Genomic DNA, 25,154 nt, shown 5'->3' on the forward strand with positions numbered 1-25,154 from the left:
ATTCAGTCGGCCGTGGCCGGCAAGGACGCCTTCACCGCCGCGATGCGCGCACGGTGGATCGCCTCGCCGATGCGCGGCCCCGTGGCGCCGGCCTGCTGCGCCTCGCGCGCCACCACGTCGGTGGCCACGGCCTGGGCCGCCGCGAGCACCGCGAGCAGGCGTGGGCGCTGCGGGTAGGCGGTGTCTTCGAAGCCAAGCCGGCCGCGCGCGTCGCATTCGCAGGCCAGCAGCGCCTCGGCGAAGCGCGCCGGCTTGCGGAAGGCGTCGCAGCGCTCCAGCAGGCGCACCAGCGGCGTCGCGTCGAGCGCGCCGCTGCGGTGGATGTTGCCGTGCTCGCGCGCCACCACCTCGGCCAGCTCGCGCAGCTCCACCGGCACGCGCCAGCGTTCGCACACGGCCTGCAGCAGGTCGACGCTGCGCAGCTCGTGGTTGATGTGGCGCGGCAGCATGTCGGCGGGCGTGGTGCCCTTGCCGAGGTCGTGCATCAGGCAGGCGAAGCGCACGGGCAGCGTGGCGCCCAGCCGCGCGCTGGTGTCGAGCACCATCATCAGGTGCACGCCGGTGTCGATCTCGGGGTGGTGCTGCGCCGGCTGCGGCACGCCCCACAGCCGGTCGACCTCGGGCAGCAGCACGGCGAGCGCGCCGCAATCGCGCAGCACCTCGAACATGCGCGAGGGGCGCGTTTCCATCAGGCCGCGCGCAAGCTCCTGCCACACGCGCTCGGGCACCAGCGCATCGACCTCGCCGGCCGCGACCATCTCGCGCATGAGCGCCATGGTTTCGGGCGCGACGGTGAAGTCGTCGAAGCGCGCGGCAAAGCGCGCCACGCGCAGGATGCGCACCGGGTCTTCGCGGAAGGCGTCGGTGACGTGGCGCAGCACCTTGTCGCGCAGGTCGCGCTGGCCGTGGAAGGGGTCGGCCAGGGTTTCGGGGCGAGGGTCGAAGCTGCCGTCGGCGCCCACGTGCTCGGCGGGCAGCGCGATGGCGTTGACGGTCAGGTCGCGCCGGGCCAGGTCCTGCTCCAGCGTGACGTCGGGCGCCGCATGCACGACGAAGCCGCGGTAACCCGGCGCGCTCTTGCGCTCGGTGCGGGCCAGCGCGTACTCCTCGCGCGTGCGCGGATGCAAAAACACGGGGAAGTCGCGCCCCACGGGCAGGTAGCCGCGCGCCACCATGGCCTCGGGCGTGGCGCCCACCACCAGCCAGTCGTGGTCGGAAACGGGGCGGCCCAGCAGCCGGTCGCGCAGTGCACCGCCGACGAGAAAAATGTTCATGAGTGCAGTGTAGGGATACTCTCCCTGCACAAAAAGAACGGTCGTTCGATAATCGCCGAGCGATGCGAACGACCGTTCGTAAATTCGCGTCGCGCGAAGCACCGGTCGCTGGCCGGTGCCCCCGTGCGCGGGGCTGTTTTCAATACCCAAGGAGCATTCACAGCTATGAAGAAACTCACAACAACAGCATCGTTGGCATTGGCGGCACTCGGGGTCCTGGCATCGGGCAGCGCCCTGGCGCAGAACGCGGGCGACTGGGTCGTCGGCACCGGCTGGTTCCACCTGTCGCCGCAGGATTCGAGCAAGCCGCTGACCGTGACCTCGCCCGTGCACAGCGTGCTGGCCGGCTCGGGCGCGAGCGTCACCAACTCGGACACGCTGGGCCTGAACGTCGCGTACTTCATCGACCCCCACTGGGCCGTCGAGGGCGTGCTCGGCGTGCCGCCCAAGTTCAAGCTCAACGGCAGCGGCACGCTGGCGCGCGTGGGCGAACTCGGCCAGGCCCGCCAGTGGAGCCCGACCGTGCTGGCCAAGTACTACTTCAACGAAGGCAACGACGCCTTCCGTCCGTTCGTGGGCCTGGGTGCCACCTACGTCTGGTACAGCGACGTGAAGCTCACCTCGAACCTGCAAGGCGCGCTGGCCAGCCAGTTCCACGTGCGTCCGTCTTCGGTGAACACCACGGCCAAGCTCGACAGCTCGTTCGCGCCCGTGCTCAACGCCGGCGTGGCCTACCAGTTCGACAAGCACTGGGGCGTGTCGTTCTCGGTGTCCTACATCCCGCTGAAGACCAAGGCCAAGCTCACCACGACCAGCATCACCGGCCTGCCGGTGGCGCGCAGCGAGGCGAGCCTGAAGCTGAACCCGATCGTCACCTACCTGGCGGCGACGTACCGGTTCTGATGAGGTCCGGCGGGCCTCAGTCGCGTGAAGTGCGATAGGGCTCGTCGAAAGCCACAAAGGTCTTTTCAGCCAGGGCGCCCGCGATCCACGCGGCGACGCCCGGCAGGGCCGCCACGCGCGCGATGTACGCATCGATGGCCGGCGGCACCGGCAGGCCGTAGCCGCGGATGCGCATGCCCACCGGCGCGAAGAAGGCGTCGGCGATGGTGAAGGCGCCGAACAGCATCGGGCCGCCGTGCGTGTCGAGCAGCTCGGTCCACATCTGCACGATGCGGTCGAGGTCTTCCTGCACGCCGGGCTGTTCGGCCAAAAGCCGCGCGCCCACCTCGGGCAGCGAGGCCTCGATGTTCATCGGGCAGTTGCCGCGCAGGTTGGTGAAGCCCGAGTGCATCTCGGCGCAGATGCTGCGCGCGCGGGCCCGCTCGGCCACGCCCTGGGGCCACAGCTGCTTCTCGGGGAAGCGCTCGGCCAGGTACTCGGCGATGGCCAGCGTGTCCCAGATGGCCAGGTCGCCGTCGACCAGCACCGGCACCTTGGCCACGGGGTTGATGGCGCCGATCACGTGCTTGAACTGCGAGGTGGCGTCGAACGAATCGAAGCGCACCATCACCTCTTCGAAGGGAATGCCGGCCTGGGTCATGAGCACCCAGGGGCGCATGGACCACGACGAGTAATTCTTGTTGCCGATGTAGAGCTTGGACATCTATCTGGGTCTCCGGGTCAGTGCGGGAATGCGGGGCAAAGCCGTCGATGCTAGCCGGGCGGCGCGCTGCGATTGATGACGAAGGCGGCGCGAATTGATGCGGGCCGCTTCAGCGGTCGCCGTCTTGGCGGGATTCGGGCGGGACGATCACGCGCGGGCCGGAGGCGTCCGTGTTCGCGGCAGGCTTCACGACGCGCTCGATCAGGCCCACGAGGCGCGGCACCAGCGACAGCACCGCGAGCGCCAGCAGCGCGCTGAACACGGCCGTGACCTCGCGGCCGAGCCCGCAGGCCATGCCGATGGCGGCCGTCATCCACAGCCCCGCGGCGGTGGTGAGGCCCTGCACGTGGGATTCGTCCTTGCCCTGCTTGAGGATGGTGCCGGCGCACAGGAAGCCCACGCCGGCCACCAGCCCCTGGATCACGCGGCTCATGTCGGCCGGCACGATGCCGGTCTGCTGCGGGATCAGCACGAAGAGCGCCGAGCCGATGGCCACCAGCATGTGCGTGCGCACGCCGGCCGCCTTGCCCTGCTGCTCGCGCTCGAAGCCGAGCAGGAAACCCAGCACGGCCGCCAGCAGCAGCCGCACCGAGATGCGCGTGAGTTGCGCGACATCGCCCACGTCCGAGAATTCGGACGCGACGGTGTCTAGCACCTCGTCGCGCCAGCTCATATCAGGGGAGGTCCTTGTTAGGTTCCGGCTCGTTGGCGTTGCGCGGGCCCACGCGGCCCAGGCGCTCCTTCAGCGACTGCGGCTTGCCGCTGATGATGGCGGCGTAGTTGGTGGTGTTGGCCAGCACCTTCTTCACGTAGTCGCGCGTCTCGTTGAAGGGCACGTTCTCGGCCCAGATGGCCGCGTCGATCACCGGGCCGTTGCGCCAGTTGCGCGGCCGGCCGGGGCCGGCGTTGTAGGCCGCGGCGGCCAGCGCCATCGAACCGTCGAAGTCGTCGAGTGCGAGCTTCAGGTAGTTGGTGCCGATGGTGATGTTGGTCTCGCGGTCGTTGATCTGGCCGGGCGTGAAGTCGGTCAGGCCGATCTTGCGGGCGGTCCAGCGCGCCGTGGCGGGCATGACCTGCATCAGGCCCGAGGCACCGACGCCCGAGCGCGCGTCCATGATGAAGCGGCTTTCCTGGCGGATCAGGCCGTAGACGTAGGCCGGGTCCAGGCCGATGTCCTGGCTCTTGCGCAGCACCGTGTCGTGAAAGGGCATGGGAAAGCGCTGCTCGACGTCGATCACGCCCTTGGTGCGCTCGCTGGTGTTGATGCAGCGGTCCCACACCTCGCGCTGGCAGGCCAGGTCGGCGGCGGCCAGCAGGGCGCGGTCGTCCATGCCGCCCTTGTCGTGCAGGTTGGTGGCGTAGTTCCACTCGCGCGTGCCTTCGGAACGCAGGCCCATGCCGATGGCCTGCAGGCCGCGCTGCAGGCCCGGGTTGGTGCGCGCGGCGTTCTTTTCCTCGGGCGTGAGCGGCGCGGGCCGCGTGGCGGCCACGACGCGCTGGCCGAGTTCTTCGAGCGCCAGCATTTCATAGAAGCCGCGCGTGCCGGCGATGCTGGTGTACAGCTCGCGGGCCTGGGCGCGGCGCTCGTCGCCGCCGGCGCTGCTCAGCGCACGGGCCTTCCAGTAGACCCAGGTGGGGTCCTGCTGGGCGGCGTCGCTCATGGCGTTGATGGCGGGTGCGACGTCCTTCCACTGGCTGGCGCGCAGTGCGGCGCGCGCGCGCCAGCCGAGCATGTCGTCGGACAGGTCGCTGTTCTTCGTGACGTTGCCGAAATAGCTCACGGCCATCGGCGAGAGCTTGTTCGCGGCCGCGCGGCCGATGGTGCCCCAGACCCAGTTGCGCTCTTCGGCGGAGAGCATCGGGCCCCACTTGCCGTCGAGCTGCGCGGCGCCCTGGTCGGGGTCGGCCACCGCGATCTTGATGAGCGCGAGCACCACCAGTTCCTTGCGCGACTTGGCGGCGACGAAGGCGCGGCCCGTGAGGAACTTGGCGGCGCTGGCGTTGACCTCCTCGAACAGCGGCAGCGCGTCGGGCGCGGCGATGGTGACCGCGCCGCGCGCGGCCGCGGGCCGGTTGGCCTCGATGGCCAGGCGCGCCTTCTTCCAGGCGTCGTTGGTCGTCATCAGGCGGGCCGCGACCATGCGGTCGGCGGCGGTGAGGCAGCCGTCGTCGCTGTCCTTCTGCGCGAACCAGTTGCGGCGCACCTCGTCGGCCTGCGCCTGCGTGGCCGTGCCGGTGCGCAGCGTGTCGACCAGCACCGCGTAGCAGCGCACCTGGGCGTCGTCGCCCATGCGGAAGCCGGCGATGTTGGCGGCAAAGCCGTCCCAGTCGCGGCGCTGGCCGAGCAGCAGCAGCCAGTCGTTGCGCAGGCGGTCTTCCTGGTAGGTGTTGGGGTAGCGCGCGTAGAAGTCCTGCACCTCGTTGGGCGCGGCTTCCTGCAGGCGGGCCTTGAGCTCCCAGTAGGCGGCCCAGGGTTCGAGCGCGTGGCCACGGGCCTGCGGCAGCAGGGCCGTGAGGCGGGCCTTGTCGCCGCGCTGGAAGGCCTGCTTCATCTGGACCAGCACGTCGTCGTTGGTGTTGTTCTGCGCGGCGGCGGGCTGTTGCGACAGCAGTGCGGCGAGTGCGAGAACGGCGGAAAAAACCAGGGCGGGCGCGCCGCGACGCTGACGAGCGCGCGCGGATGCCAAAATGCTTGGGAACTGCATCGGGGGATTATGGACAAGTCAAAGGATGCCGACACCTCGGCCACGGCGAGTTTTCTGAAGGGTCAACTGCGAAAGGCACTCATCGAGCAGCGTCTGGCGCTGCCCGACCGCCTCGCGCGGGCCGACCTGTTGCAGCGGGTGATGCGGATCTGGCTGGTCGGCCGGCCCGACACCGTGATCGGCGCCTACTGGCCGATCAAGGGCGAGTTCGACCCGCTGCCCGCACTGCATCGCTGGAAGGAAGACGGCGAACTCATGGAAGAAACGCAGCGCCGCCGCATCGGACTGCCGGTGATCGACAAAGTTCACAAGACGCTCACCTTCCATGCCTGGTACCCGGGCTGCCAGATGGAAGAAGACGCTTACGGCATTCCCAAGCCCAAGGACACCGAGCTGATCGTGCCGACCCTGCTGTTCGTGCCCTGCGTGGGCTACAGCGCCGGCGGCTACCGGCTGGGCTACGGCGGCGGCTTCTACGACCGCACGCTGGCAGCGCTCGAGCCCCGGCCGTTCACGGTGGGGCTGGGCTTCACGAACGGCTTCCTCGAAGACTTCGAGCCCGAGGCGCACGACCTGCCCCTGGACGCGATCCTCAACGACAACGGCGTGGTCTGGCCGACCTCCTGAGCCGGCTCAGTCGAGGTTGTCCACCGTGTCGGGGTCGGGCACCTCACCGATGGTCTGGCGCGTGGTCACGGCCTGCGCCTCCAGCCAGTCGGAAAAGGCCTTGATCTCGGGCCGCAGCGCATTGCGCGGCCCCGAGATGAGCCAGTAGGCCATTGGTGAATCCAGCCGGTGCTGCGGCAGCACCTCGATCAGGTCGCCGTTGGCCAGGCTTTCGGCAATGAGCGAGCTGCGCGCCAGCACCAGGCCCTGGCCCGTGAGCGCGGCCTGCACCATCTGGTACGCATAGTTGAAATAGAGCCAGCGCTTGGGCTGCGCGCGCTCCAGCCCATTGACCTCGAACCAGCGCCGCCACGTGAGCCATTCCAGGTGGGTGCGGTGCGCGTCGCCCGCCTCGATGAGCGTGAAGCGGGCGATGTCGGCCGGCGTCTTGATCGGCGGGTTGCTCTTGATGAGCCACGGGCTCGCCACGGGCGTCAGCGTTTCGCCGAACAGCCGCACCGCGCCGGGCGGCATGCCTTCGGGTGGGCCGTAGCGCAGCGCGATGTCCACGTCGGCCACGTCGAGGTCGACCGCGATGTCGCTGGCGTCGATGCGGATGTCGATCTCGGGGTTGTCGCGCTGGAAGGCCTCCAGCCGCGGGATCAGCCACATGGAGGCGAACGAGGCAAAGGTGGTGAGCGCCACGCTCTTGCGCCCCGCGCTCTGGCGGATCTGCCGCACCGCCATGTCGATGCGCGGCAGCGCCTGCTGCACCGACAGCAGCAGCTGCGCCCCGGCGCTGGTCAGCTCGACCGCCCGCGTGTGGCGCAGGAACAGCGACACGCCCACCTCTTCCTCGAGCGACTGGATCTGCCGGCTCACGGCCGACTGGGTGAGCGCCATTTCCTCGGCCGCGGCGCGGAAATTGAGGTGCCGCGCGACCGCCTCGAAGGCCCGCAGGTGCCCCGCGGAGATGGGGCGGGAGCGCAGGTGGGTTTGCGAATGTTGCATGGGTATGACTTTGGTGTGCGTTCCCGGCGCCCAGTTGATTGATGCGGGAATCGCATCAGTAGGCTACCTCGTTTTCATTGGACCTCCAAGGCCGCAAAAACGATCATTCATTCCCGAACTGCGCCAACCTCTCTGTCTGTCAAAGGCGCTTCGGATCAGCCAAGGAGTCCTCATCATGTCCACCGCCGTCTGCACCAACGAATCGCTCGCTTCCCTGTCCCGTTCCACCCGCACCGCGGCCATTCCGCCGGCCGTGCGCCGTGGCGCCTGGCAGATTGCGCCCGGCGAGGCGATGAGCCTGAAGGCGCGGTCGGCGAGCGTGCTGCGCGTCAAGCAGGGCCGCGTGTGGGTCACGCCCGACGCCACCGCCCATGGCCCCAGCGAAGACATCGTGCTGGCCCCGGGCGAATCGCTCACCGTGGCCGCCGGCCAGCGCATCGTCATGGAAGCCTGGGATGGCTACGGTGCCACCTACGTGTGGGACCCGGTCTGACCGACCGCCTGCACTCCCGGCTCTTCTGAACAAAGGCGGCTTCGGCCGCCTTTTTCTTTGCCCGTCGTTTTCAGCTTTCGGTCAATCAGCCGGTCAGGTGCTGATGTCGAAGCTGGCGCGCAGCGCCAGGAAATGCGCCAGCGCCGCCTCGCCGCGCAGGGCCCGCAGGCCCGAGACCGGGTCGGGGCCCTCGCATTCGGCCAGGCCCATCGCAAACCCGCTGTAGCGCCGGGCGGCCAGCGGGCCGTCGTGGACCACCACGAGCGCCACGTGGCGCGGATCGCGCTGCAGCCGCGCCATCAGCGCCTGCACCGCCTCGCGCGGCCCCTCGAAATGCTGGCAGAAGCACTGGCCGTCGAACACCAGCAGGCCGGAGATGCCGTCCTCGGCGTTGCGCGCGCGGGCCTGGGTGACGATCGCGCCCACGGCGGCGGGCGGCAGGTCGGGGGCGAGCAGGCTGCAATAGAGGAATTCGTGCAGGAGTTCTGCAGAGGCTTGTTCTGGTGTCATGCGGTGCAGAAAGGGGACATCGTTTCGAGTCTAGGGGGCCATCCTGCACCCCGAAATGTCAAAAGACATAGCCCCGCCAGCCTATAGTGCGGCGTGAAGTTCGAGGACTACCCCGTCGCCGCCTCCCCGCCGCAGGGTGCGAACCCCTGCGAACACTGCGCGCTGCGGCGCCTGGAGGCCTTTCTGCCGGTGACGGCGCAGCAGCTGGAGGCGATCCAGTCCTTTCGCACCGGCACCCGGCGTGTCGAGGCGGGCGGCACCATCGTCGACGAGCACCGCGCCAGTCCGCAGCTGTTCACGCTCTACGCAGGCTGGGCCTTCCGCTACAAGACCCTGAGCGACGGCCGGCGGCAGATCCTGGGTTTTCTGCTGCCCGGCGACTTCATCGGCCTGCAGGACGAGTTCGCCGACGGCCAGACCCACGGCGTCGAGGCCGTGACCGACGCCACGCTGTGCGCCTTCGCCCGCGAGCGGCTGTGGGCGTTGTTCCAGACCCAGCCCCGGCTCGGCTACGACATCACCTGGCTGGCCGCGCGCGAGGAAAAGCTGGTGGACGACCACCTCGTCACCGCCGGGCGCCGCAACGCGGGCGAGCGCGTGGCCATGCTGCTCATGCACCTGTACCGCCGCGCCCAGCGCGTGGGCATGGTGCGCGACGGCTGGGTGGAGTTTCCGTTCAACCAGCAGCACATCGCCGACGCGCTGGGGCTGTCGCTGGTGCACACCAACAAGACGATGCGGCGGCTGCAGCGCCTGGGCCTGTACAAGCTCGACGGCGGCTGGCTGCGCATCCTGGAGCCGCATGCGCTCGAAACGCTGGGCGACTACTTCGAGCGCCCCTTGCGGCCAGTGCCGATGATCTGAAAACGCCGCCTCAGCGCGCGGCCACCAGCTGTCGCAGGTCGCCCTGGTAGGCCTGCAGCCGCCGCACCGCCTGTTCGCGCTGCGTGGCGCTGGTGGTGTTGTGCAGCGCCGCCAGGTTGCGGCAACCTTCCTGCAACAGCGCCTGCTGCTGGTCGCGCCACGGGCCGGGCGGCGGATCGGCGATGCGCTGGATGTAGGCATGCAGCGCGGCGCGGGCCTCGGCCGGCGACGCGCGCGGGCCGCCGTTGCCGCCCACGAAGCCGCGCAGCAGCACCAGCGCCTCCTGCTGGCGCTGGCGCCGCTCCTCGTAGGCCAGCCGCGGGCTGAACACCGACTGCGCCACCTGCTGGCGCAGCAGCGCGCGCTGCTCGGTCGTGAGGCGGCCGTAGAAGTCTTCCTGGCGCTCGAGGAACTGGTCGTAGCGCTTTTCTTGCACCTGCGCGGGGCTGCGGTCGAGCCAGTCCTTGCGGTAGTCGGTGTTGTTCTTCGCGTACTTGCGTTCGAGCTGCTGCAGCTGCGCGTCGCTCAGGCTCAGCGCGAGTTCGGCGCTGGCGGCCTCGGCGCGCTCGGTGACGGCGAGCAGGCGCTCGCGCACGCGATCGGCCAGCTGGCAGGCCTGGGCCGGCGTCACCTCGGCCGACGCCAGGCCCTGGGCTTCCTGCAGCAGGCCGATGATGCGCGGCAGCTCGTTCTGGCGGTGCCAGGCCAGCAGCTGGGCGAGCTCGTCGCGCACCTTGGGGGTCTGGGCGCCGTCGAAGTCGAAGTAGCCGTCGAGCCACCAGTAGCTGAGCTCGGGCAGGTTGTTGTAGGCGAGCTTGACCGCGCTGCAAGCCCCCAGGGCAGCGGCCAGCAGCAGCACACCGATAATTCGGGCCAGTCCAGCACAACGAATCCGGGAAGAAAAGCGCATGAATCAGACTCCGCAGCAGAGCAACCAGGGACCGGTCGACGTCGTCATCATGGCGGCCGGCAAGGGCACGCGCATGAAGAGCAAGCTGCCCAAAGTGTTGCATCGTTTGGCCGGCCGCGCCTTGCTGGCCCACGTGACCGACACCGCCGCGCGCATCGGCGCGCGCCATGTCGTGGTCGTCACGGGCCACGGCGCCGAGCAGGTCGAGACCGCCATCAAGGCCACGGCCGTGAACGCCGCCGCGCTCGGCTTCGCGCGCCAGGAGCCCCAGCTGGGCACTGGCCATGCCGTGCAGCAGGCCACGCCGCAGCTGCCGGACGACGGCACCGTGGTGATCCTGTCGGGCGACGTGCCGCTCATCGCCGAGGACACGCTGCGCACCCTCATCGCCGCCAGCGGCGGCGAGCGGCTCGCGCTGCTGACCATCGAACTCGACGACCCCACGGGCTACGGCCGCATCATCCGCACCCGTGCCGGCGGCGAGGTGACGGCCATCGTCGAGCACAAGGACGCCACCGAGGCGCAGCGCGCCGTGCGCGAGATCAACAGCGGCGTGATGGCCGCACCCGCGCGGCTGCTCAAAGGCTGGCTCGCGCGCCTGGACAACAAGAACACCCAGGGCGAGTACTACCTGACCGACATCGTGAAGTTCGCGGCCGACGACCGCGTGCCGGTGGTGGCGCATGTCACGACCGACGCGCTGCAGGTGGCCGGCATCAACAGCCCGGCCCAGCTCGCGGCGCTGGAGCGCGCCTGGCAGTTGCGCCAGGCCCACGCGCTGATGGAACAGGGCGTGCGCCTGGCCGACCCGGCGCGCTTCGACCTGCGCGGCACGCTGAGCTGCGGCGCCGACGTGGACATCGACGTCAACTGCGTGTTCGAAGGCACGGTGTCGCTGGGCGAAGGCGTGCGCATCGGCGCGAACTGCGTCATTGCCAACGTGCGCATCGAGGCCGGCGCGGTGATCCACCCCTTCACCCACATCGACGGCGAGAAGGCCGGCGTGACGGTGGGCGCGGGCGCGCTGGTCGGCCCCTTTGCGCGGCTGCGGCCCGGTGCCCAGCTGGGCGCCGAGGTGCACATCGGCAACTTCGTCGAGGTCAAGAACTCCACGCTGGCGGCGGGCGCCAAGGCCAACCACCTGGCCTACCTGGGCGACGCCACGGTGGGCGAGCGCGTGAACTACGGCGCAGGCAGCATCACGGCCAACTACGACGGCGCCAACAAGCACCGCACCGTGATCGAGGCCGACGTGCACGTGGGCAGCAACTGCGTGCTCGTGGCCCCCGTGACCATCGGCGCGGGCGGCACCATCGGCGGCGGCTCGACGGTGAACAAGTCGACCGAGCCCGGCGCGCTGACCGTGGCGCGGGGCAAGCAGGTCAGCTTCGCGAACTGGAAGCGGCCGCAGAAGTTGCCGAAGAACTGACGGCGGCTTCGGGCTCTGGTCCGGGGCAGGCGCCCTGCCCCGGACCTCACCACCCCGTCAGCAAACGCACGAAGCGCATCACCGGCCGCGCCGCCACCGGCGCCGTGGCCCGGGCCGCGCGCTGGGGCGCATGCACCCGCAGGTGCACCGCCGTCACCGCCGACACCTCGATCCACCCGCCCTGCGGCACGCAGTGCATGTCGCCCTCGCCGAGCAGCGTCTCGGTCATGAACACCGTCTCTCCCAGCCAGCCCGGCGGCGACACCACGCGGGCGCGGCCCTCGGCCAGCTGAAGCCAGGCGCCCGCATCGACGGCGGTGCGCAGCGACTGGCCGGGTTCGAGGACGATGGAATCGGGGGCTTCGGACAGGGTGGTGATCATGGCGGACCTCGGGTGGATGTGGGCTTCATCGTAGGAATTCCGCCGCCCGAAAAACAGGCACACCCGATGGCTATTGCGACCGGAACAGCCGGGCCGCCACGCCATCTGTTATGGTCTTTTTCCCAGTCAACTGCATCTGTTTTTGGATGCCCGATGCGGGGAACATCGACCCATGGACTCGCTACCGCTCTACCGCCAGCTCGCGGCGCACTACGTCGACGCGATCCACGCCGGTTCGCTCAAGGCCGGCGACAAGCTCCCCTCGCTGCGCAGCCTGATGCGGCTGCACGACATCAGCCTCTCGACCGCGCTGCAGGTGTGCCGCGCCATGGAAAGCGAAGGCTGGGTCGAGGCACGCGACCGCTCCGGCTACTTCGTGCGCCGACCGCAGCGCCTGGCCATCGCGGCGATGGAAGAACCCGTGTCCGGCCTGCCGCCCGACCCGGCGCAGTTCGTCAACATGCGCACGCGCATGGCCAACTTCATGGCGCGCGGACGCCTCAACGACGTGAAGCTCAACTTCGCGATCTCGCGCGCCGCCCCCGAGCTCTACCCGGCCGAGGCGCTGCGCAACGCCATGACGCGCGCGCTGCGCCAGCGCCCCGAGCTGCTGACCACCGCCTCCTCGCAAAAAGGCCACGAGCAGTTCCGCCAGGTGGTGGCCCAGCGCAACCTGCGCGTGGGCATGACCGTGGCGCCCGACGACGTGCTGGTGACCAACGGCTGCATCGAGGCGCTGAACCTCGCGCTGCGCGCCATCGCCAAGCCCGGCGACACCGTGGCCGTCGAATCGCCCACCTTCTACGGCCTGCTGCAGGTGCTCGAAAGCCTGGGCCTGCGCGGGCTGGAGATTCCCACCAGCCCGCAGACTGGCATCTCGCTGGAGGCGCTCGACCTGGCCATCCACACCTACGACGACATCAAGGCCGTGGTGGTGGTGCCGCACCTGCAGAACCCCATCGGCAGCGTGATGCCCGACGCCCACAAGCAGCGGCTGGTGCAGCTGTGCGAAAGCCACGGCATCGCGCTGGTCGAGGACGACACCTACAGCGACCTGGTGGAAACCGAAGTGCCGCTGCGCGCCATCAAGTCCTGGGACCGCACGGGCAACGTGGTGTATTGCGCCTCGCTGCACAAGGTGCTGGCGCCGGGCCTGCGGCTGGGCTGGATCACGGCCGGGCGCTGGCATGCGCAGGTCGAGATGCTCAAGTACGCGCAGACGCGCAACAACGAGGCGCTGGCGCAGATCGCCGCGGGCGAGATCATTGCCAGCGGCGGCTACGACCGCCACCTGCGCCGGCTGCGCGAACGCCTGCACACGCAGCGCGACCAGACGGCGGACGCCATCGCCCGCTACTTCCCGGCCGGCACGCGGCTGAACCTGCCGCGCGGCGGCTTCCAGCTGTGGGTGGAGCTGCCCGAGCGGCTGTCGTCGGTGGCGGTGTTCGAGGCGGCCCTGCGCGAGCACATGCTGGTGGCGCCGGGCGCGCAGTTCTCGAACGCCTCGCGCTTCGACCACTACCTGCGCATCAACTGCGGCTGGCCCTTCAGCGAAGCGGTCGATGCAGGGCTGCGGCGGCTCGGGCGGATCGTCGAGGAAGGCTGCGCGGCGCAGAAGCACCCGCCGGCGACGGGGGTGCGGTCGCCGCGCGCCGCGGCTCAGTCGAGCAGCGCCAGGGCCGCGTAGTCGCCCACCTTGTCGCCGAGCCCGGCGGGCACCAGCAGCACGCCGCGCGTGAGCGGCGGCAGCTTGCCGTCGACCTGCGCCTGCAGCCGCGGCAGCACGAAATCGCGGTGGTGCCAGAACACGCTGCCGCCCAGGCTGATGCGCTGCAGGTCGAGCGTGATGACCAGGTTGTAGAGCATGCGGCCGATCACGCGGCACAGCGCATCGGCCTTTTCGAGGGCAGCGGCGTCACCGGCCGCGGCGGCCGTGAACAGATCGGCCGCGGGTTGGCCGAAGCGGTGCGCGATCGAATTGCCGCCCGCCAGCGCTTCCACGTCGCCCAGGTTGCCGCAGCCGCACAGCGCGCCGCTGTCGTCGTCGACCACGAAGCTGTGGCCCGCGTGGCCGGCATTGCCGTTCTTGCCGCGCAGCGCCTTGCCGTCGACGCACAGGCCCACGCCCACGCCGGTGCTCCAGGTGGCATAGGCGCAGTTGTCGAGCCCCTTGAGCGCGCCCCAGTGGCGCTCGGCTTCGAGCGCCGCCACGGCATCGTTCTCGACGCGCACGCGGGCGAAGCGGCGCGCCAGCGGCGCCTCGACGATGGCCGTCATCCAGTCGTTGGGCAGCCCGCGCGAGGGGCCGGCGATGCCGCCGCAGATGTTGGGCGTGGCCAGCTCGACCATGCCGTCGTGCAGCTCGAAGGGCCCGGTCGACGACACGCCCACGCGGTCGATGCTCGCCGGGTCGATGCCCTGCTCGGCGCACACCTCGTCGATGAGCCGCAGGATCTGCACGGCAACGGCGTCGTTGCTGCCGGTCTTGGCGGTGGGCTCGCTGCGGCGGCCGATCAGCGGCGCGTCGCTCGAAGCGGAAAGGCTCACGGCGACCTTGGTGCCGCCGATGTCTACGCAGGCTCTCATTGCGGGGTTCTCTTCTTTCTCAGTCGTCGCCGCGCCGTGCTCAGAGCAGCCGCGCGACCAGCGCCGCGATCATGCTGAGCACCACCGTGCTCGCGATCGGCAGCTGCCAGTCGCGGCCGAAGGCGCGAAACTCGAAATCGCCGGGCAGCCGTCCGAAGCCGAAGCGGCGCAGCCAGGCGGTCAGGCCGCTCATGAGCACCAGCGCCAGGACGACGACGATCAGCCAGCGGAACATGCAGACAGTCTAGGCGGCCAGTACAGCCAGGGCTTGTCGGTGAAGTTCGGGTGTGGCTGCAGCGATCACGCGCTGGTCGGGATTCAGCCCCAGCGGCCGGCCCTCCCAGTCGGTGACGACGCCGCCCGCGGCCTCGATCAGGCCCGCCGGGCCCAGGAAGTCGTAGGGCTGCAGCCCGGTCTCGACCACGAGGTCGATGGTGCCGCCCGCGAGCTGCGCGTAGCCGTAGCAGTCGCCGCCGAAGCGGCGCATCGCGCACTGGCGGCTCAGGCGGTCGAAGGCGCTCCAGTCGGCCGGCGAGAAGATGTCGGGCGAGGTGGTCACGATGCGGGCCTTGGCGATCTCGGTGCAGTTGCTCACGCGCACGGGCTGGCCGTCGCGCGTGGCGCCCTTGCCGGCCTCGCCGATCCATCGCTCTTTCAGCACCGGCATGTCGACCATGCCGAGCACCACGCGACTGCCCTGCAGCACGCCGATGAGCGTGCCCCACAGCGGCGAGCCGGTGATGAAGCTGCGCGTGCCGTCGATCGGGTCGAGCACCCAGATGCGGTCGGCGTCGAGCCGCTCGGGGCCGTGCTCCTCGCCGAAGATGCCGTCGGCGGGCACACGCGCGCCGAGGATCTCGCGCATCGCCGTCTCGGCGGCGCGGTCGGCCAGCGTGACCGGGCTTTCGTCGGCCTTGGTGATGATGTCCAGTGGCGTGCGGAAGTAGCGCATCGACTGGGCGGCGGCCGCATCGGCCAGCGCACCGGCGATCGCGGAAAGGTCGGGGGCGGAAGAGCTCATGGGAAGGAGAACGCGTGCCAAAAGCTGCGATTAGACCCGAGCCCGCAGCCCTTGCGCCATCGCCGGGGCATTCGTCCGCCCCGCCCCTTCCAACCGCTTGCTACCGCTGCTGGCCCCAGCGCCGCACCGTGAGCCGCTCCAGTGTGCGAAAGCCCAGGCTTTCCACCAGCAGGCCGATCAGCACCACCAGCGCGAGGCCGGCGAACACGCGGTCGGTGTAGAGCTCGTTGCGGTTCTGGAAGATGTACCAGCCCAGTCCGCCCTTGCCCGACGAGGCACCGAACACCAGCTCGGCCGCGATCAGCGTGCGCCACGCAAAGGCCCAGCCGATCTTCAGCCCCGACAGGATCGACGGCAGCGCGGCCGGCACCAGGATCTGCAGCACGTAGCGCAGCCCCTTCAGCCCGTAGTTGCGCCCTGCCATGCGCAGCGTCTCGGGCACGCCCTGGAAGCCCGCGTAGGTGTTGAGTGCCAGCGGCCACAGCACCGAATGGATCAGCACGAACACCAGGCTGCCGCGGCCCAGCCCGAACCACAGCAGCGCCAGCGGCAGCAGCGCGATCGCGGGCAGCGGGTTGAACATCGAGGTCAGCGTGTCCAGCAGGTCGCGCCCGATGCGCGTGGACACCGCCAGCGTCGTGAGCCCGAAGGCCAGCAGCACGCCCGCCAGGTAGCCCTGCAGCAGCACGGCCAGCGAGATGCGCACCTTCTCGACCAGCTCGCCGCTGGCCAGCCCTTCGACGAGCGCACGGGCGGTGGCGGTGAAGGTGGGCAGCAGCAGGTCGTTGTCCTGCCAGCGCGCCGCCAGTTCCCAGAGCACGGCGATGACGGTGAGGATCAGGCCCTTGCGCAACCAGGTCTGCGAGGCGAGTCGCGTGGCCAGCGGCAATGCGCGTTCGATCGGCAGCTCGGTGAAGGGCTCGAGCGTGCGCTCGTATTCGGGGCGGATGGGTGGGACAACGGCGCTCATGCCTCCGCACCTTCCGCAGGTTGCGGTTCTTCCTCGAACAACATGTCGTGGATGCGCCGCGCAGTCGCCTGGAAGTCCGCACCGCCCAGGCTGTCCAGCGAGTAACCGTGGCTGTTGAGTTCGGCCCGCATGCGCCCCGGGTGCGGCGACAGCAGCGCCACGCGGTTGCCCACCACCAGCGCCTCCTCGATCGAGTGCGTGACGAACAGCAGCGTGAAGCGCACCTCGTCCCACAGCTCGAGCAGCTCCTGCTGCATGCGGCGGCGCGTGAGTGCGTCGAGCGCGGCAAAGGGCTCGTCCATCAGCAACACGCGCGGCTGCATCGCCAGCGCCCGCGCGATCGCCACGCGCTGCTTCATGCCGCCCGAGAGCTGGTGCGGGTGCACGTCGGCGAATTTCGAAAGGCCCACCTTGTCCAGGTAGTGCCGCGCGCGCTCGGCCGCTTCCTTGCGCCCCAGCGTGCGCGAGGCGAGCAGCGGGAACATCACGTTCTGCTTGACCGTCTTCCACGGCGGCAGCTGGTCGAACTCCTGGAACACGACGATGCGGTCGGGGCCCGGCTGCGACACGCGCCGGCCCTCGAGCCGGATCTCGCCCTCGACCGGCGGGATGAACCCGGCCACGGCCTTGAGCAGCGTGGACTTGCCGCAACCCGAGGGCCCGAGCAGCACGAAGCGGTCGGCGGCATGCACGTCGAAGCTCACGCGGTGCGTGGCGCGCACCACGCGCTCGGGCGTGCGGTACTCGAGGCTGACGCCCTCGACCTGCAGCAGCGCCTCGTGCACGTACGGCGGTGCCGCGTCGCCCGTGGCCACCACGCCGCGCCGTCGGGCCGACCGCTGCGGTGCCGCCGTGCCGCCAAGGAAGGCCGCGGCGGGCGGCCCTGCCAGGCGCTCGAGCCGGGACAGCATCGCGTCAGTTCCCCGAGGCCGTGTGCGCGTCGTCGAAGAAATAGTCCTTCACCGACGCCGGCTTGTTCTTGATCGCGCCCACGCGGTGCATGAACTCCGCGAACACGTAGGTGTTCTGCGGCGCGGTCTTGAACTGCACCTCGGGGTTCTTGATGATCTTGAGCAGCAGCTCGCGGTCGAGCTTGGCGTTGCTCACCTTCAGGTAGATGTCGGCCGCCTTCTCGGGGTTGGCCGTGACGAACTTCGCCGCCTCGTCGAGCGCGTCGACGAACGCCTTGTAGGTCTTGGGGTTCTCGTTGCGAAATTTCTCGGTCGCGTACAGCACCGTGGCCGACGACGGCCCGCCCAGCACCTGGTATGAGTTCAGCACGATGCGCGCGTTCGGGTTGCCCGCGAGCTCCTGCTCCTGGAACGGCGGGTTGCCGAAGTGCCCCGTGATCTCCGTGCCGCCCTTGATGATCGCCGCGGCTGCATCGGGGTGCGGCAGCGCCACGCTGATCTTGTCGAGCTTGTTGAACTCCTTGTCGCCCCACAGCTTGGCCGACGCGATCTGCAGCACCCGCGACTGCACCGACACGCCCACGGCGGGCAGCGCGATGCGGTCCTTGTCCGTGAAGTCGGCGATCGACTTCACGTTCGGGTTGTTGCTCACCAGGTAGTACGGAAAGTTGCCCAACGAGGCCACGCCCTTCACGTTCTGCTTGCCCTTGGTGCGGTCCCACAGCGTGAGCAGCGGCCCCACGCCGGCGCCCGCGATCTCGATGTTGCCCGACAGCAGCGCGTCGTTCACCGCCGAGCCGCCCGAGAGCTTGACCCACTCCACCTTCGCATCGACCCCCGCGGCCTTCGCGTGCTTCTCGATCAGCTTCTGTTCCTGCGCCACGTTGAGCAGCAGGTAGACGATGCCGAACTGCTCGGCGATGCGGATCTGCCCTTCGGCGTGCGCGGCCAGGCTGCCAGCGAGAAGGCCGAGGCCGGTGACGAGCGCGGCGGCGCGGCGGGTGAAGCGGTTCATTGGAAAGTCCGGAAGAGAAGGAGAAAAGAAGAAATCAGAACGGCGTGTCGCCCACGATGGTGGTGCGGTTGAGCCGGCGGCGCAGGTGGTCGGGCGTGCCTGCCGCGAGGTGCATCAGCGAACGGTTGTCCCAGAACACCAGGTCGTGCGGTGCCCACGTGTGGCGGTACACGAACTCGGGCTTCACGCTGTGCGCGAACAGCTCGGCCAGCAGTGCATCGCTCTCGCCTTGCGGCAGGCCGACGATGCGCGTCGTGAAGTGCTCGCTGACGAACAGCGCCTTGCGCCCCGTCTCCGGGTGCGTGCGCACCACGGGTTGCACGGCGGGTGCGACCTGATCGATCTGCGCTTGAGACAACTTGGGTCGCCACGGATTCTTCGCACGCAGCTCCTCGTATTTCGCGAGGTAGCTGTGCTCCGCCTTCAGCGGCAGGATGCGCTGTTGCAGCTCGGCAGGCAGCGCCTCCCATGCCAGGTGCTGGTCGGCGAACAGCGTGTCGCCGCCTTCGCTCGGCAGCTCCTGCGCGTGCAGCAGCGAACCCAGGCTGGGATGGGGCTTGTACGAAATGTCGGAGTGCCAGTACACCCCCGCGTCGCCAAGACCGATCGGCTCGCCGTTCTCCTTGATGTTCGAAACGATCAGGATCTCGGGGTGGTTCTTCAGCTGGAACTGGTGCAGCACGTGGATCTCGAGCGGCCCGAAGCGGCGGCTGAAGTCGATGTGCTGTGCGGGCGTGATGCGCTGGTCGCGAAAGACCAGCACGTGGTGGTCCAGGTGCGCGCGGTGGATGCGTTGGAAGTCGGCGGCGTTGATCGGCTCAGCGATGTCGAGCCCGACGATCTCCGCACCGACAGGCGCATCGAAAGGCCGCACCTCGAAGTGCTGCGCGGGCGCCTCTGCGGCGGGGGTAGCGCGGGAAAGAACGGCAGTCATGCCGCGAATGTAGAAGCGCGCCCTCCATTCCCCAACGAAGTCTTTGTTGCTTGCTTATGACCAACTCTTCCCGTTGAAAGCACAAGCACAAGGCGCCCAAAGCGCGCAGCGCCTTTGGCGCCGTGGTGGCCGAGCGCAGCGACGGCCCGCCCGGCATCCAAGCCCCTCTGGCTGCGCCGAGGAGCGCAGCGTTTCGCGGATCAGGGCTCGCCCTTGTTTGAGCGAAGCGAGTTTGGGCGAGACCCCGCGAAACGCGAGCACCGCAGGTTGCCCGCAGCGAAGCGGAGGGACGCAGACAGTGGGGTCGCCTTTTCTTTGCTTACTTTCTTTTGGCGAAGCAAAAGAAAGTGAGTCCGCCGCCGGGCGGAACTCCCGGCCCCGGGAAGCAACCCCTCAGAGGGTGTGACTCCGATCCCCCTCAGCGAACCCGACAGCGTCCCAAGGTTCACCGACAGCAAACCCCACCACCTTGAACAACTCCCCCATCTCATGCTCATGAATCAACCGAGCCGCCATCCCCCGCTGCGCCACAGTCCCTCGCTCCATCAACCCCAACATCCCGCAGTTCAAAAGAAACCGCGCCTGGCTCGTGTAGCCGAGCACAGAAAGCCCCGCCTCCTGCCCCGCCACAGCAATCCCCGTGAAGTCCACATGCGCCGTGATGTCCTTGTACCCCACCTCCGACAGAGGATCGCCATCCGCCTGATGCCCCCGATGGCACATCACCGTCCCCATGTGCCGCTGCGGGTGGTAGTACTCGCCCTCGGGAAACCCGTAGTCGATGAGAAAAGCCGCCCCCTTCCCGAGCCGATCCGCCAGCGTCGCAATGAACGCCTGCGCCTGCGGATGCACCTCCGTGAGGTAGTCGTGCACTCCAGGCACCTCGACCGGCGGCCGCAACTCGGTAGCCCGGTCCGCCCACGTCCACCCATCCCCCGCCAAATTCCGCACCACCCCCCGCTCGAACCAGGCCCCCTTCACCCGCGCCAGCAACTGCACCGGCATCGCGTCGAGCACCTCATTACCGACCACCACGCCCGCCATGGACTCAGGCAGCTCCCCGAGCCACTCGACCCGCCCCGCATACCCCGCCAGCGCCTGCTGCTGCCGCTCGCGCAAGGTGCCCGACAGATCGACGATGCGGTAGCGCACGTCGCTACGCCCCATCTCGCCCAGCGCATGCAGCAGCTGCACCGCCAGCGCCCCCGAGCCCGCGCCGAACTCCCACACCGTGTCGGTGCCGGTCTTCTCCAGCGCCTCGAGCACCTGCACCGCGAGCGTGTGGCCGAACATCGGCGTCAGCTCGGGCGCGGTCACGAAGTCGCTGCCGGACGAGGGCATGTGGCCGAACTTGGCCGAGGTGTTGGCGTAATAGCCGAGCCCCGGCGCATACAGGGCCAGGGCCATGAAGCGGTCGAAGCCGATCCATCCGCCCGCGCGCTCGACGGAGCGGGCAATCAGATGGTCGAGGGCGATGGGTAAACTGTTTGTCGTTGGCGTCGTCACGGCGCCATTGTCCTCTTCCTGTCTTCTGTCCTCCTCCTCCGAATGAGCGCCATCCCACCCTCCTCCCCCGATCGCCGCCGCACCGTCCTCGTCACGGGCGCGGGCCGCCGGCTGGGTCGCGAGATCGCGCTGGCGCTCGCCGCGGGCGGCTGGCAGGTGGCGGTGCACTACCGCAGCTCGCGCGCCGAGGCCGAGCAGACCGTGGCCGACTGCGCCGCGCGCTCGGGCGACTCGGCGCTGTTCGAGGCCGACCTGGCCGACGAGCAGGCCACGCGCGCCCTGCTGCCGCGCGTGGCGGCACGCTTTCGTGCCGTGGATGCCGTGGTGCACAGCGCCGCCCTCTTCGAACACGACGACGCCGCCAGCTTCAGCTACGCGCTCATGGAGCGCCACGCGCGCAGCAACACCGGCGCGGCCATCCTGCTGGCGCAAGCGCTGCACGACCACCTGGCCCGGCGCGACGCGCACGGCGGCGCCGTGGTGCACCTGCTCGACCAGAAGCTGTGGAACCCGAACCCCGACTTCCTGAGCTACACGCTCTCCAAGGCCGCGCTCGAAGCCGCCACCCCCATGCTCGCGCTGGCGCTGGCGCCGCGCGTGCGCGTGGTGGGCGTGGCGCCCGGCCTCACGCTGGCGAGCCACATGCTCGATGACGACAAGTTCGCGCAGCTGCACAAGCTGTCGCCGCTGGGCCGCTCGTCCACATCGGAAGACGTGGCCGCCACCGTGAAGTTCGCGCTGGAAAACAGCTCGATCACCGGCACCACGCTGCTCGTCGACGGCGGCCAGCACCTCATGAAATTCGAGCGCGACTTCTCGCTCATGTGACGAGCACCACCACCATGTCCACGAACACACCGCACGGCCACCAGACACTCACCCTCCAGGGCCTGCGCTTCGACGCCAACCTGGGCATCCTCGAGCAGGAAAAGACCGCGCCGCAGCCGATCCTGGTGGACGCCGAGCTCAACCTCGGCCCGCAGCCGCTGCTGCCGCAGGACGACGACATCTTCCACGTGCTGGACTACCGCAAGGTGCGCCGCATCATCATCGACGAGTGCACCGCCGAGCACGTCAACCTGCTCGAAAGCCTGATCGGCAAGCTCGCGCAGCGCCTGCTGCAACTGCCCGGCGTGCGGGGCGTGCGCGTGAAGATCGCCAAGCTCGAAATCTTCGACGACTGCGAAGTCGCCATCCGCATCGAAGCCGGGGAATGGTGATCCAAGGCAAAATCGGGGGTCTTTCCCCTGATTTGCCCGAAGTAGCCCCCCAATGAACGCCGTCTGGATCGACGATACGCCCGAAGCCGGTGCGCCCTCCAACTCGCTGAAGATCGAACGCGAGACGCACAAGCTCGAGAAGCGCCTGTGCCGCCAGGTCGGCCAGGCCATCGTCGACTACAACATGATCGAAGAGGGCGACAAGGTCATGGTGTGCGTCTCGGGCGGCAAGGACAGCTACGCGCTGCTCGACATCCTGCTCAAGATGAAGGCGCGCGCGCCCATCCACTTCGACATCGTCGCGGTCAACCTCGACCAGAAGCAGCCCGGCTTCCCCGAAGAGGTGCTGCCCAAGTACCTGAGCGAGCTCGGCGTGGCCTTCCACATCGAGAACCAGGACACCTACAGCATCGTCAAGCGCGTGATCCCCGAGGGCAAGACCACCTGCGGCCTGTGCAGCCGGCTGCGCCGCGGCATCCTGTACCGCGTGGCCGACGAGCTGGGCGCCACCAAGGTCGCGCTGGGCCACCACCGCGACGACATGCTGCAGACCTTCTTCCTCAACATGTTCTTCGGCGGCAAGCTCAAGAGCATGCCGCCCAAGCTGGTGAGCGACGACGGCAAGCACATCGTGATCCGTCCGCTGGCCTACGTGGCCGAGAAAGACACGGTGCGCTGGGCGCAGCACCGCGAGTTCCCGATCATTCCCTGCACGCTGTGCGGCAGCCAGGAAAACCTGCAGCGCAAGCAGGTCGGCGAGATGCTGCGCGAGTGGGACAAGAAGTACCCCGGCCGCGTGGAAAACATGTTCACCGCGCTGCAGAACGTCGTGCCTTCGCACCTGCTGGACGGAACGCTGCACGACTTCCAGGGTCTGAAAGCGACGGGCGTGGCCGACGAGAACGGCGACAAGGCCTTCGACACGCCCGCTTTCGACCTGCTCTCCCAGGCACCCTCCGCCCTGCGCATCGTCCAGGGCTGACTCGGGCAACCCAGGGGAATTTAGGGCACTTGGCCCGGAGACCCTTATGTATCGTGCATTTTCAGCTCTATTTTTGGTAGCAACCCTGAGCGGCTGCGCCACCTCCTGGGTGGTCGACAGCAACGTCAAGAGCTTTGCCACGCCGGGCACGACCGTGCCACCCGGCGCCACCTACCGCTTCGAGCGCCTGCCTTCGCAGCAGGCCGACACGGCGCGCCAGGAAGGCCTGGAGGCCATGGCCGCGGCCGCGCTCGACAAGGTCGGCCTGCGCCGCGACGACACAAGGCCGCAGTACACGGCGCAGATCGGCGCGCGCGTCACGGCGGCGCTGTCGCCCTGGGCCGATCCGTGGCTGTACGGGCCCGGCCCCTGGGGCTACGGCTACGGCGGCTACTACGGCCACCGCTGGTATGGCAGCGGCTGGTACGGCGGCCCGATGTTCACGCCGCCGGCCAACCCCTGGTACCAGCGCGAGGTCAGCCTCGTGCTGCGCGAGGCGGGCGGCAGCCACCGCGTGGTGTACGAGACCCGCGCGCGCAACGACGGACCCTACAGCTCGAGCGCGGCGATCCTGCCGGTGATGTTCGAGGCCGCGCTGCAGGGCTTTCCGAACCCGCCGCCGGGCGAGCGCCGCGTGAACATCGAGCTCACACCGGCCGCCAGGAAATGACGCACTTCTAGAATTCGGACGGATGGAAGCCAATCTCACCCGCCTGATCGCCGTGCGCCACGGCGAGACCGCCTGGAACGTCGACACCCGCATCCAGGGCCACCTCGACATCGGCCTCAATGCCACCGGCCTCTGGCAGGCGCAGCGCGCCGGACAGGCGCTGGCCGACGAGCCGATCGCGGCGGTCTATGCCAGCGACCTCTCGCGTGCCTGGCAGACCGCCCAGGCCATCGCCGAGCCCCACGGCCTCGAGGTGCAGCCCGACCTGGGCCTGCGCGAGCGCGCCTTCGGCCGCTTCGAGGGCATGAGCTTCGCCGAAATCGAGGCCACGCTGCCCGAGGACGCGCGCCGCTGGCGCGAGCGCGACCCCGAGTTCGAGCCCGAAGGCGGCGGCGAAAGTCTGCTGACCTTTCGCGACCGCGTGACCGGCACCGCCTCGGCCATCGCCGCGCGCCACCCGGGCCAGCTGGTGGTGCTGGTGGCCCACGGCGGCGTGATGGACGTGCTCTACCGCGCCGCCACGCGCCAGGAGCTGCAGGCGCCGCGTACCTGGCAGCTCGGCAACGCGGCCATCAACCGCATGCTGTGGACGCCCGAGGGCTTCAGCCTCGTCGGCTGGAGCGACATCGCGCACCTGGCGACGGACGCGCCGCTGGACGAGACCACGACCTAGTGGGGTGAGCCGCTTGCCTTTCTTCGCCCCGGGCAAGACGCTCCCATGAAAAGAACGAACCCCACGCCCTCGGCGTACGCCAGCTGGGACGCCTCCCAGTCGCTGTCCGCGCCGTGGATCGACGCCACGCACCTGGGAAGCTTCGTCACCCTGGAGGCCGGCGACACCATTGCGCGCGAAGGCGAACGGCACGATTACTTCTATCTCTTGCGATCGGGCTTCGTGCATTCCACGATCCACCGAAGCAACGGCTCGGAGTTCCTGCTCGAGATCTTCGGGCCGGGTGCGATCTTCGGCGAAGGCCCGGCGTTTGCCGACAGCCCCCGGCCGACGACGACCCGGGCGGTCGCGCCGGCCGTTCTCAGCCGCTACCGCCCCGCGGATGTCGCGCAACAGTTTTCAGCGTTGCCCGAGCTCGCGACCTCGTTGATCCAGCTGCTCGGCTTCAAGAACCACATGATCGTCGCCAAGCTGGCCGGGGTGGCCTCGGCGGCACCGAAGGAGCGGGTCATCGACTTGCTGCTGCGGGTGGCACGCCCGCCATCGGCGCAGGCACCGAAACAACTCACCGTGGACCTGACGCACGAGCAGATCGGCGCCATGACGGCCTTGAGCCGTGTCACCGTCACGCGCACGTTGAATGCGCTGGCAAGAGAAGGGCTCATTGAAACGCGGGCCCGGCAGGTCAGCATCCCGAATGCGCCGGCCCTGCATCGTTTCCGCGACGCGACACCGTAAGGAAAAAGCCCGCTTCCTGTATCGCTGGATACCGTCGACACCCTCACCCTCTCGCGATCATTCATCCCGTCACACACATGGGAAGAGCAGCGGCGGAGGGAATGGAGAGAGCCGTTGAGGAGAGAGGCCGGAGCGCCT

At 69.2% G+C, this 25,154-nt stretch carries 28 protein-coding genes; 12 read left to right on the forward strand and 16 right to left on the reverse strand.

Going from position 1 to position 25,154, the window contains the following annotated elements; all coding sequences use genetic code 11:
• Positions 1–2: 2 nt before the first annotated feature.
• On the reverse strand, positions 3–1,274 hold the full coding sequence (locus tag AC07O4_RS23145; protein WP_062477956.1) for a multifunctional CCA addition/repair protein: 1,272 nt from the start codon (positions 1,272–1,274) through the stop codon (positions 3–5).
• A 165-nt stretch (positions 1,275–1,439) separates the two neighbouring features.
• Between AC07O4_RS23145 and AC07O4_RS23150 the strand changes: the two genes are divergently transcribed.
• Positions 1,440–2,177: an OmpW/AlkL family protein gene (locus AC07O4_RS23150; protein WP_062477953.1), complete on the forward strand. Its 738-nt coding sequence runs from the start codon at positions 1,440–1,442 to the stop codon at positions 2,175–2,177.
• A 16-nt stretch (positions 2,178–2,193) separates the two neighbouring features.
• Here the strand turns inward: AC07O4_RS23150 and AC07O4_RS23155 are convergent, their stop codons facing one another.
• The 3 genes from AC07O4_RS23155 to AC07O4_RS23165 all read right to left on the reverse strand — a co-directional run bounded on the left by AC07O4_RS23155 (position 2,194) and on the right by AC07O4_RS23165 (position 5,585).
• Entirely contained in the window at positions 2,194–2,880 is a 687-nt protein-coding gene (locus AC07O4_RS23155) for a glutathione S-transferase family protein (RefSeq protein ID WP_492744901.1), read from the reverse strand.
• Positions 2,881–2,989: 109 nt separating this feature from the next.
• Positions 2,990–3,553: an MgtC/SapB family protein gene (locus AC07O4_RS23160; RefSeq protein WP_492744903.1), complete on the reverse strand. Its 564-nt coding sequence runs from the start codon at positions 3,551–3,553 to the stop codon at positions 2,990–2,992.
• A gap of 1 nt (position 3,554) precedes the next feature.
• Positions 3,555–5,585, reverse strand: coding sequence for a lytic transglycosylase domain-containing protein (locus tag AC07O4_RS23165; RefSeq protein WP_492744905.1), 2,031 nt, complete (start codon positions 5,583–5,585; stop codon positions 3,555–3,557).
• A 9-nt stretch (positions 5,586–5,594) separates the two neighbouring features.
• On the opposite strand from AC07O4_RS23165, the gene AC07O4_RS23170 reads away from it, so the two are divergent.
• On the forward strand, positions 5,595–6,212 hold the full coding sequence (locus AC07O4_RS23170; RefSeq protein WP_095743648.1) for a 5-formyltetrahydrofolate cyclo-ligase: 618 nt from the start codon (positions 5,595–5,597) through the stop codon (positions 6,210–6,212).
• A 6-nt stretch (positions 6,213–6,218) separates the two neighbouring features.
• Here the strand turns inward: AC07O4_RS23170 and AC07O4_RS23175 are convergent, their stop codons facing one another.
• On the reverse strand, positions 6,219–7,202 hold the full coding sequence (locus tag AC07O4_RS23175; protein WP_062477933.1) for a LysR substrate-binding domain-containing protein: 984 nt from the start codon (positions 7,200–7,202) through the stop codon (positions 6,219–6,221).
• 175 nt (positions 7,203–7,377) lie between these two features.
• Here AC07O4_RS23175 and AC07O4_RS23180 point away from each other — a divergent pair, with 175 nt between their 5' ends.
• Positions 7,378–7,695 carry a DUF2917 domain-containing protein gene (locus tag AC07O4_RS23180; protein ID WP_062477930.1) on the forward strand — a complete coding sequence of 106 codons (318 nt, stop codon included), beginning with the start codon at positions 7,378–7,380 and terminating at the stop codon, positions 7,693–7,695.
• A 93-nt stretch (positions 7,696–7,788) separates the two neighbouring features.
• Here the strand turns inward: AC07O4_RS23180 and AC07O4_RS23185 are convergent, their stop codons facing one another.
• Complete coding sequence (locus AC07O4_RS23185; protein WP_495305784.1) at positions 7,789–8,205, reverse strand: BLUF domain-containing protein; 417 nt, start codon at positions 8,203–8,205, stop codon at positions 7,789–7,791.
• A 93-nt stretch (positions 8,206–8,298) separates the two neighbouring features.
• On the opposite strand from AC07O4_RS23185, the gene AC07O4_RS23190 reads away from it, so the two are divergent.
• Positions 8,299–9,069, forward strand: a complete 771-nt coding sequence (locus AC07O4_RS23190) for a Crp/Fnr family transcriptional regulator (protein ID WP_174254419.1) — start codon at positions 8,299–8,301, stop codon at positions 9,067–9,069.
• A 10-nt stretch (positions 9,070–9,079) separates the two neighbouring features.
• On the opposite strand, the gene AC07O4_RS23195 is transcribed toward AC07O4_RS23190, so the two are convergent.
• Positions 9,080–9,928 carry a DUF6279 family lipoprotein gene (locus tag AC07O4_RS23195; protein ID WP_495305785.1) on the reverse strand — a complete coding sequence of 283 codons (849 nt, stop codon included), beginning with the start codon at positions 9,926–9,928 and terminating at the stop codon, positions 9,080–9,082.
• 49 nt (positions 9,929–9,977) lie between these two features.
• On the opposite strand from AC07O4_RS23195, the gene glmU reads away from it, so the two are divergent.
• Entirely contained in the window at positions 9,978–11,408 is a 1,431-nt protein-coding gene (gene glmU / locus AC07O4_RS23200; protein ID WP_495305786.1) for a bifunctional UDP-N-acetylglucosamine diphosphorylase/glucosamine-1-phosphate N-acetyltransferase GlmU, read from the forward strand.
• A gap of 46 nt (positions 11,409–11,454) precedes the next feature.
• Here glmU and AC07O4_RS23205 read toward each other — a convergent pair whose 3' ends face one another.
• Complete coding sequence (locus AC07O4_RS23205; RefSeq protein ID WP_062477921.1) at positions 11,455–11,790, reverse strand: hypothetical protein; 336 nt, start codon at positions 11,788–11,790, stop codon at positions 11,455–11,457.
• A 172-nt stretch (positions 11,791–11,962) separates the two neighbouring features.
• Between AC07O4_RS23205 and AC07O4_RS23210 the strand changes: the two genes are divergently transcribed.
• Positions 11,963–13,477 (forward strand): aminotransferase-like domain-containing protein, encoded by a 1,515-nt coding sequence (locus AC07O4_RS23210; protein ID WP_495305787.1) that lies wholly within the window; start codon positions 11,963–11,965, stop codon positions 13,475–13,477.
• On the opposite strand, the gene AC07O4_RS23215 is transcribed toward AC07O4_RS23210, so the two are convergent.
• From AC07O4_RS23215 to AC07O4_RS23250, 8 genes are all read right to left on the reverse strand, one after another.
• Positions 13,450–14,376, reverse strand: a complete 927-nt coding sequence (locus AC07O4_RS23215; protein WP_495305788.1) for an ROK family protein — start codon at positions 14,374–14,376, stop codon at positions 13,450–13,452. The two genes, AC07O4_RS23210 and AC07O4_RS23215, sit on opposite strands and share 28 nt — an antisense overlap.
• 40 nt (positions 14,377–14,416) lie before the next feature.
• Positions 14,417–14,611: a DUF2905 domain-containing protein gene (locus AC07O4_RS23220; RefSeq protein ID WP_056575522.1), complete on the reverse strand. Its 195-nt coding sequence runs from the start codon at positions 14,609–14,611 to the stop codon at positions 14,417–14,419.
• A gap of 9 nt (positions 14,612–14,620) precedes the next feature.
• The gene (gene hisN, locus AC07O4_RS23225; protein WP_070060078.1) at positions 14,621–15,397 is read right to left on the reverse strand and encodes a histidinol-phosphatase; all 777 of its coding nucleotides are present in this window, start codon (positions 15,395–15,397) and stop codon (positions 14,621–14,623) included.
• 100 nt (positions 15,398–15,497) lie between these two features.
• Positions 15,498–16,367 (reverse strand): ABC transporter permease, encoded by an 870-nt coding sequence (locus AC07O4_RS23230; RefSeq protein WP_495305789.1) that lies wholly within the window; start codon positions 16,365–16,367, stop codon positions 15,498–15,500.
• Positions 16,364–17,278, reverse strand: coding sequence for an ABC transporter ATP-binding protein (locus AC07O4_RS23235; RefSeq protein WP_495305790.1), 915 nt, complete (start codon positions 17,276–17,278; stop codon positions 16,364–16,366). The genes AC07O4_RS23230 and AC07O4_RS23235 overlap by 4 nt, the downstream gene beginning before the upstream one ends.
• A gap of 4 nt (positions 17,279–17,282) precedes the next feature.
• Entirely contained in the window at positions 17,283–18,293 is a 1,011-nt protein-coding gene (locus AC07O4_RS23240) for an ABC transporter substrate-binding protein (protein WP_070060080.1), read from the reverse strand.
• Between the two features lie 34 nt (positions 18,294–18,327).
• Positions 18,328–19,227, reverse strand: a complete 900-nt coding sequence (locus AC07O4_RS23245; protein ID WP_492744923.1) for a TauD/TfdA dioxygenase family protein — start codon at positions 19,225–19,227, stop codon at positions 18,328–18,330.
• A 393-nt stretch (positions 19,228–19,620) separates the two neighbouring features.
• Positions 19,621–20,733: a class I SAM-dependent methyltransferase gene (locus AC07O4_RS23250; RefSeq protein WP_492744395.1), complete on the reverse strand. Its 1,113-nt coding sequence runs from the start codon at positions 20,731–20,733 to the stop codon at positions 19,621–19,623.
• A 42-nt stretch (positions 20,734–20,775) separates the two neighbouring features.
• On the opposite strand from AC07O4_RS23250, the gene AC07O4_RS23255 reads away from it, so the two are divergent.
• From AC07O4_RS23255 to AC07O4_RS23280, 6 genes are all read left to right on the forward strand, one after another.
• The gene (locus tag AC07O4_RS23255; protein ID WP_062477898.1) at positions 20,776–21,561 is read left to right on the forward strand and encodes an SDR family oxidoreductase; all 786 of its coding nucleotides are present in this window, start codon (positions 20,776–20,778) and stop codon (positions 21,559–21,561) included.
• A 14-nt stretch (positions 21,562–21,575) separates the two neighbouring features.
• Positions 21,576–21,953 carry a dihydroneopterin aldolase gene (locus AC07O4_RS23260; RefSeq protein WP_056576172.1) on the forward strand — a complete coding sequence of 126 codons (378 nt, stop codon included), beginning with the start codon at positions 21,576–21,578 and terminating at the stop codon, positions 21,951–21,953.
• 52 nt (positions 21,954–22,005) lie between these two features.
• Positions 22,006–22,935, forward strand: coding sequence for a tRNA 2-thiocytidine(32) synthetase TtcA (gene ttcA, locus AC07O4_RS23265; protein WP_062477895.1), 930 nt, complete (start codon positions 22,006–22,008; stop codon positions 22,933–22,935).
• Between the two features lie 73 nt (positions 22,936–23,008).
• A complete protein-coding gene (locus AC07O4_RS23270) occupies positions 23,009–23,605 on the forward strand; it encodes a DUF4136 domain-containing protein (RefSeq protein WP_373866841.1) in 597 nt (198 codons plus the stop codon).
• A gap of 22 nt (positions 23,606–23,627) precedes the next feature.
• Positions 23,628–24,278, forward strand: a complete 651-nt coding sequence (locus tag AC07O4_RS23275) for a histidine phosphatase family protein (RefSeq protein WP_070060094.1) — start codon at positions 23,628–23,630, stop codon at positions 24,276–24,278.
• Between the two features lie 45 nt (positions 24,279–24,323).
• Positions 24,324–25,016, forward strand: coding sequence for a Crp/Fnr family transcriptional regulator (locus AC07O4_RS23280; RefSeq protein ID WP_495305791.1), 693 nt, complete (start codon positions 24,324–24,326; stop codon positions 25,014–25,016).
• Positions 25,017–25,154 lie beyond the last annotated feature (138 nt).

This window comes from Variovorax sp. GW821-FHT09D04, assembly GCF_059416405.1.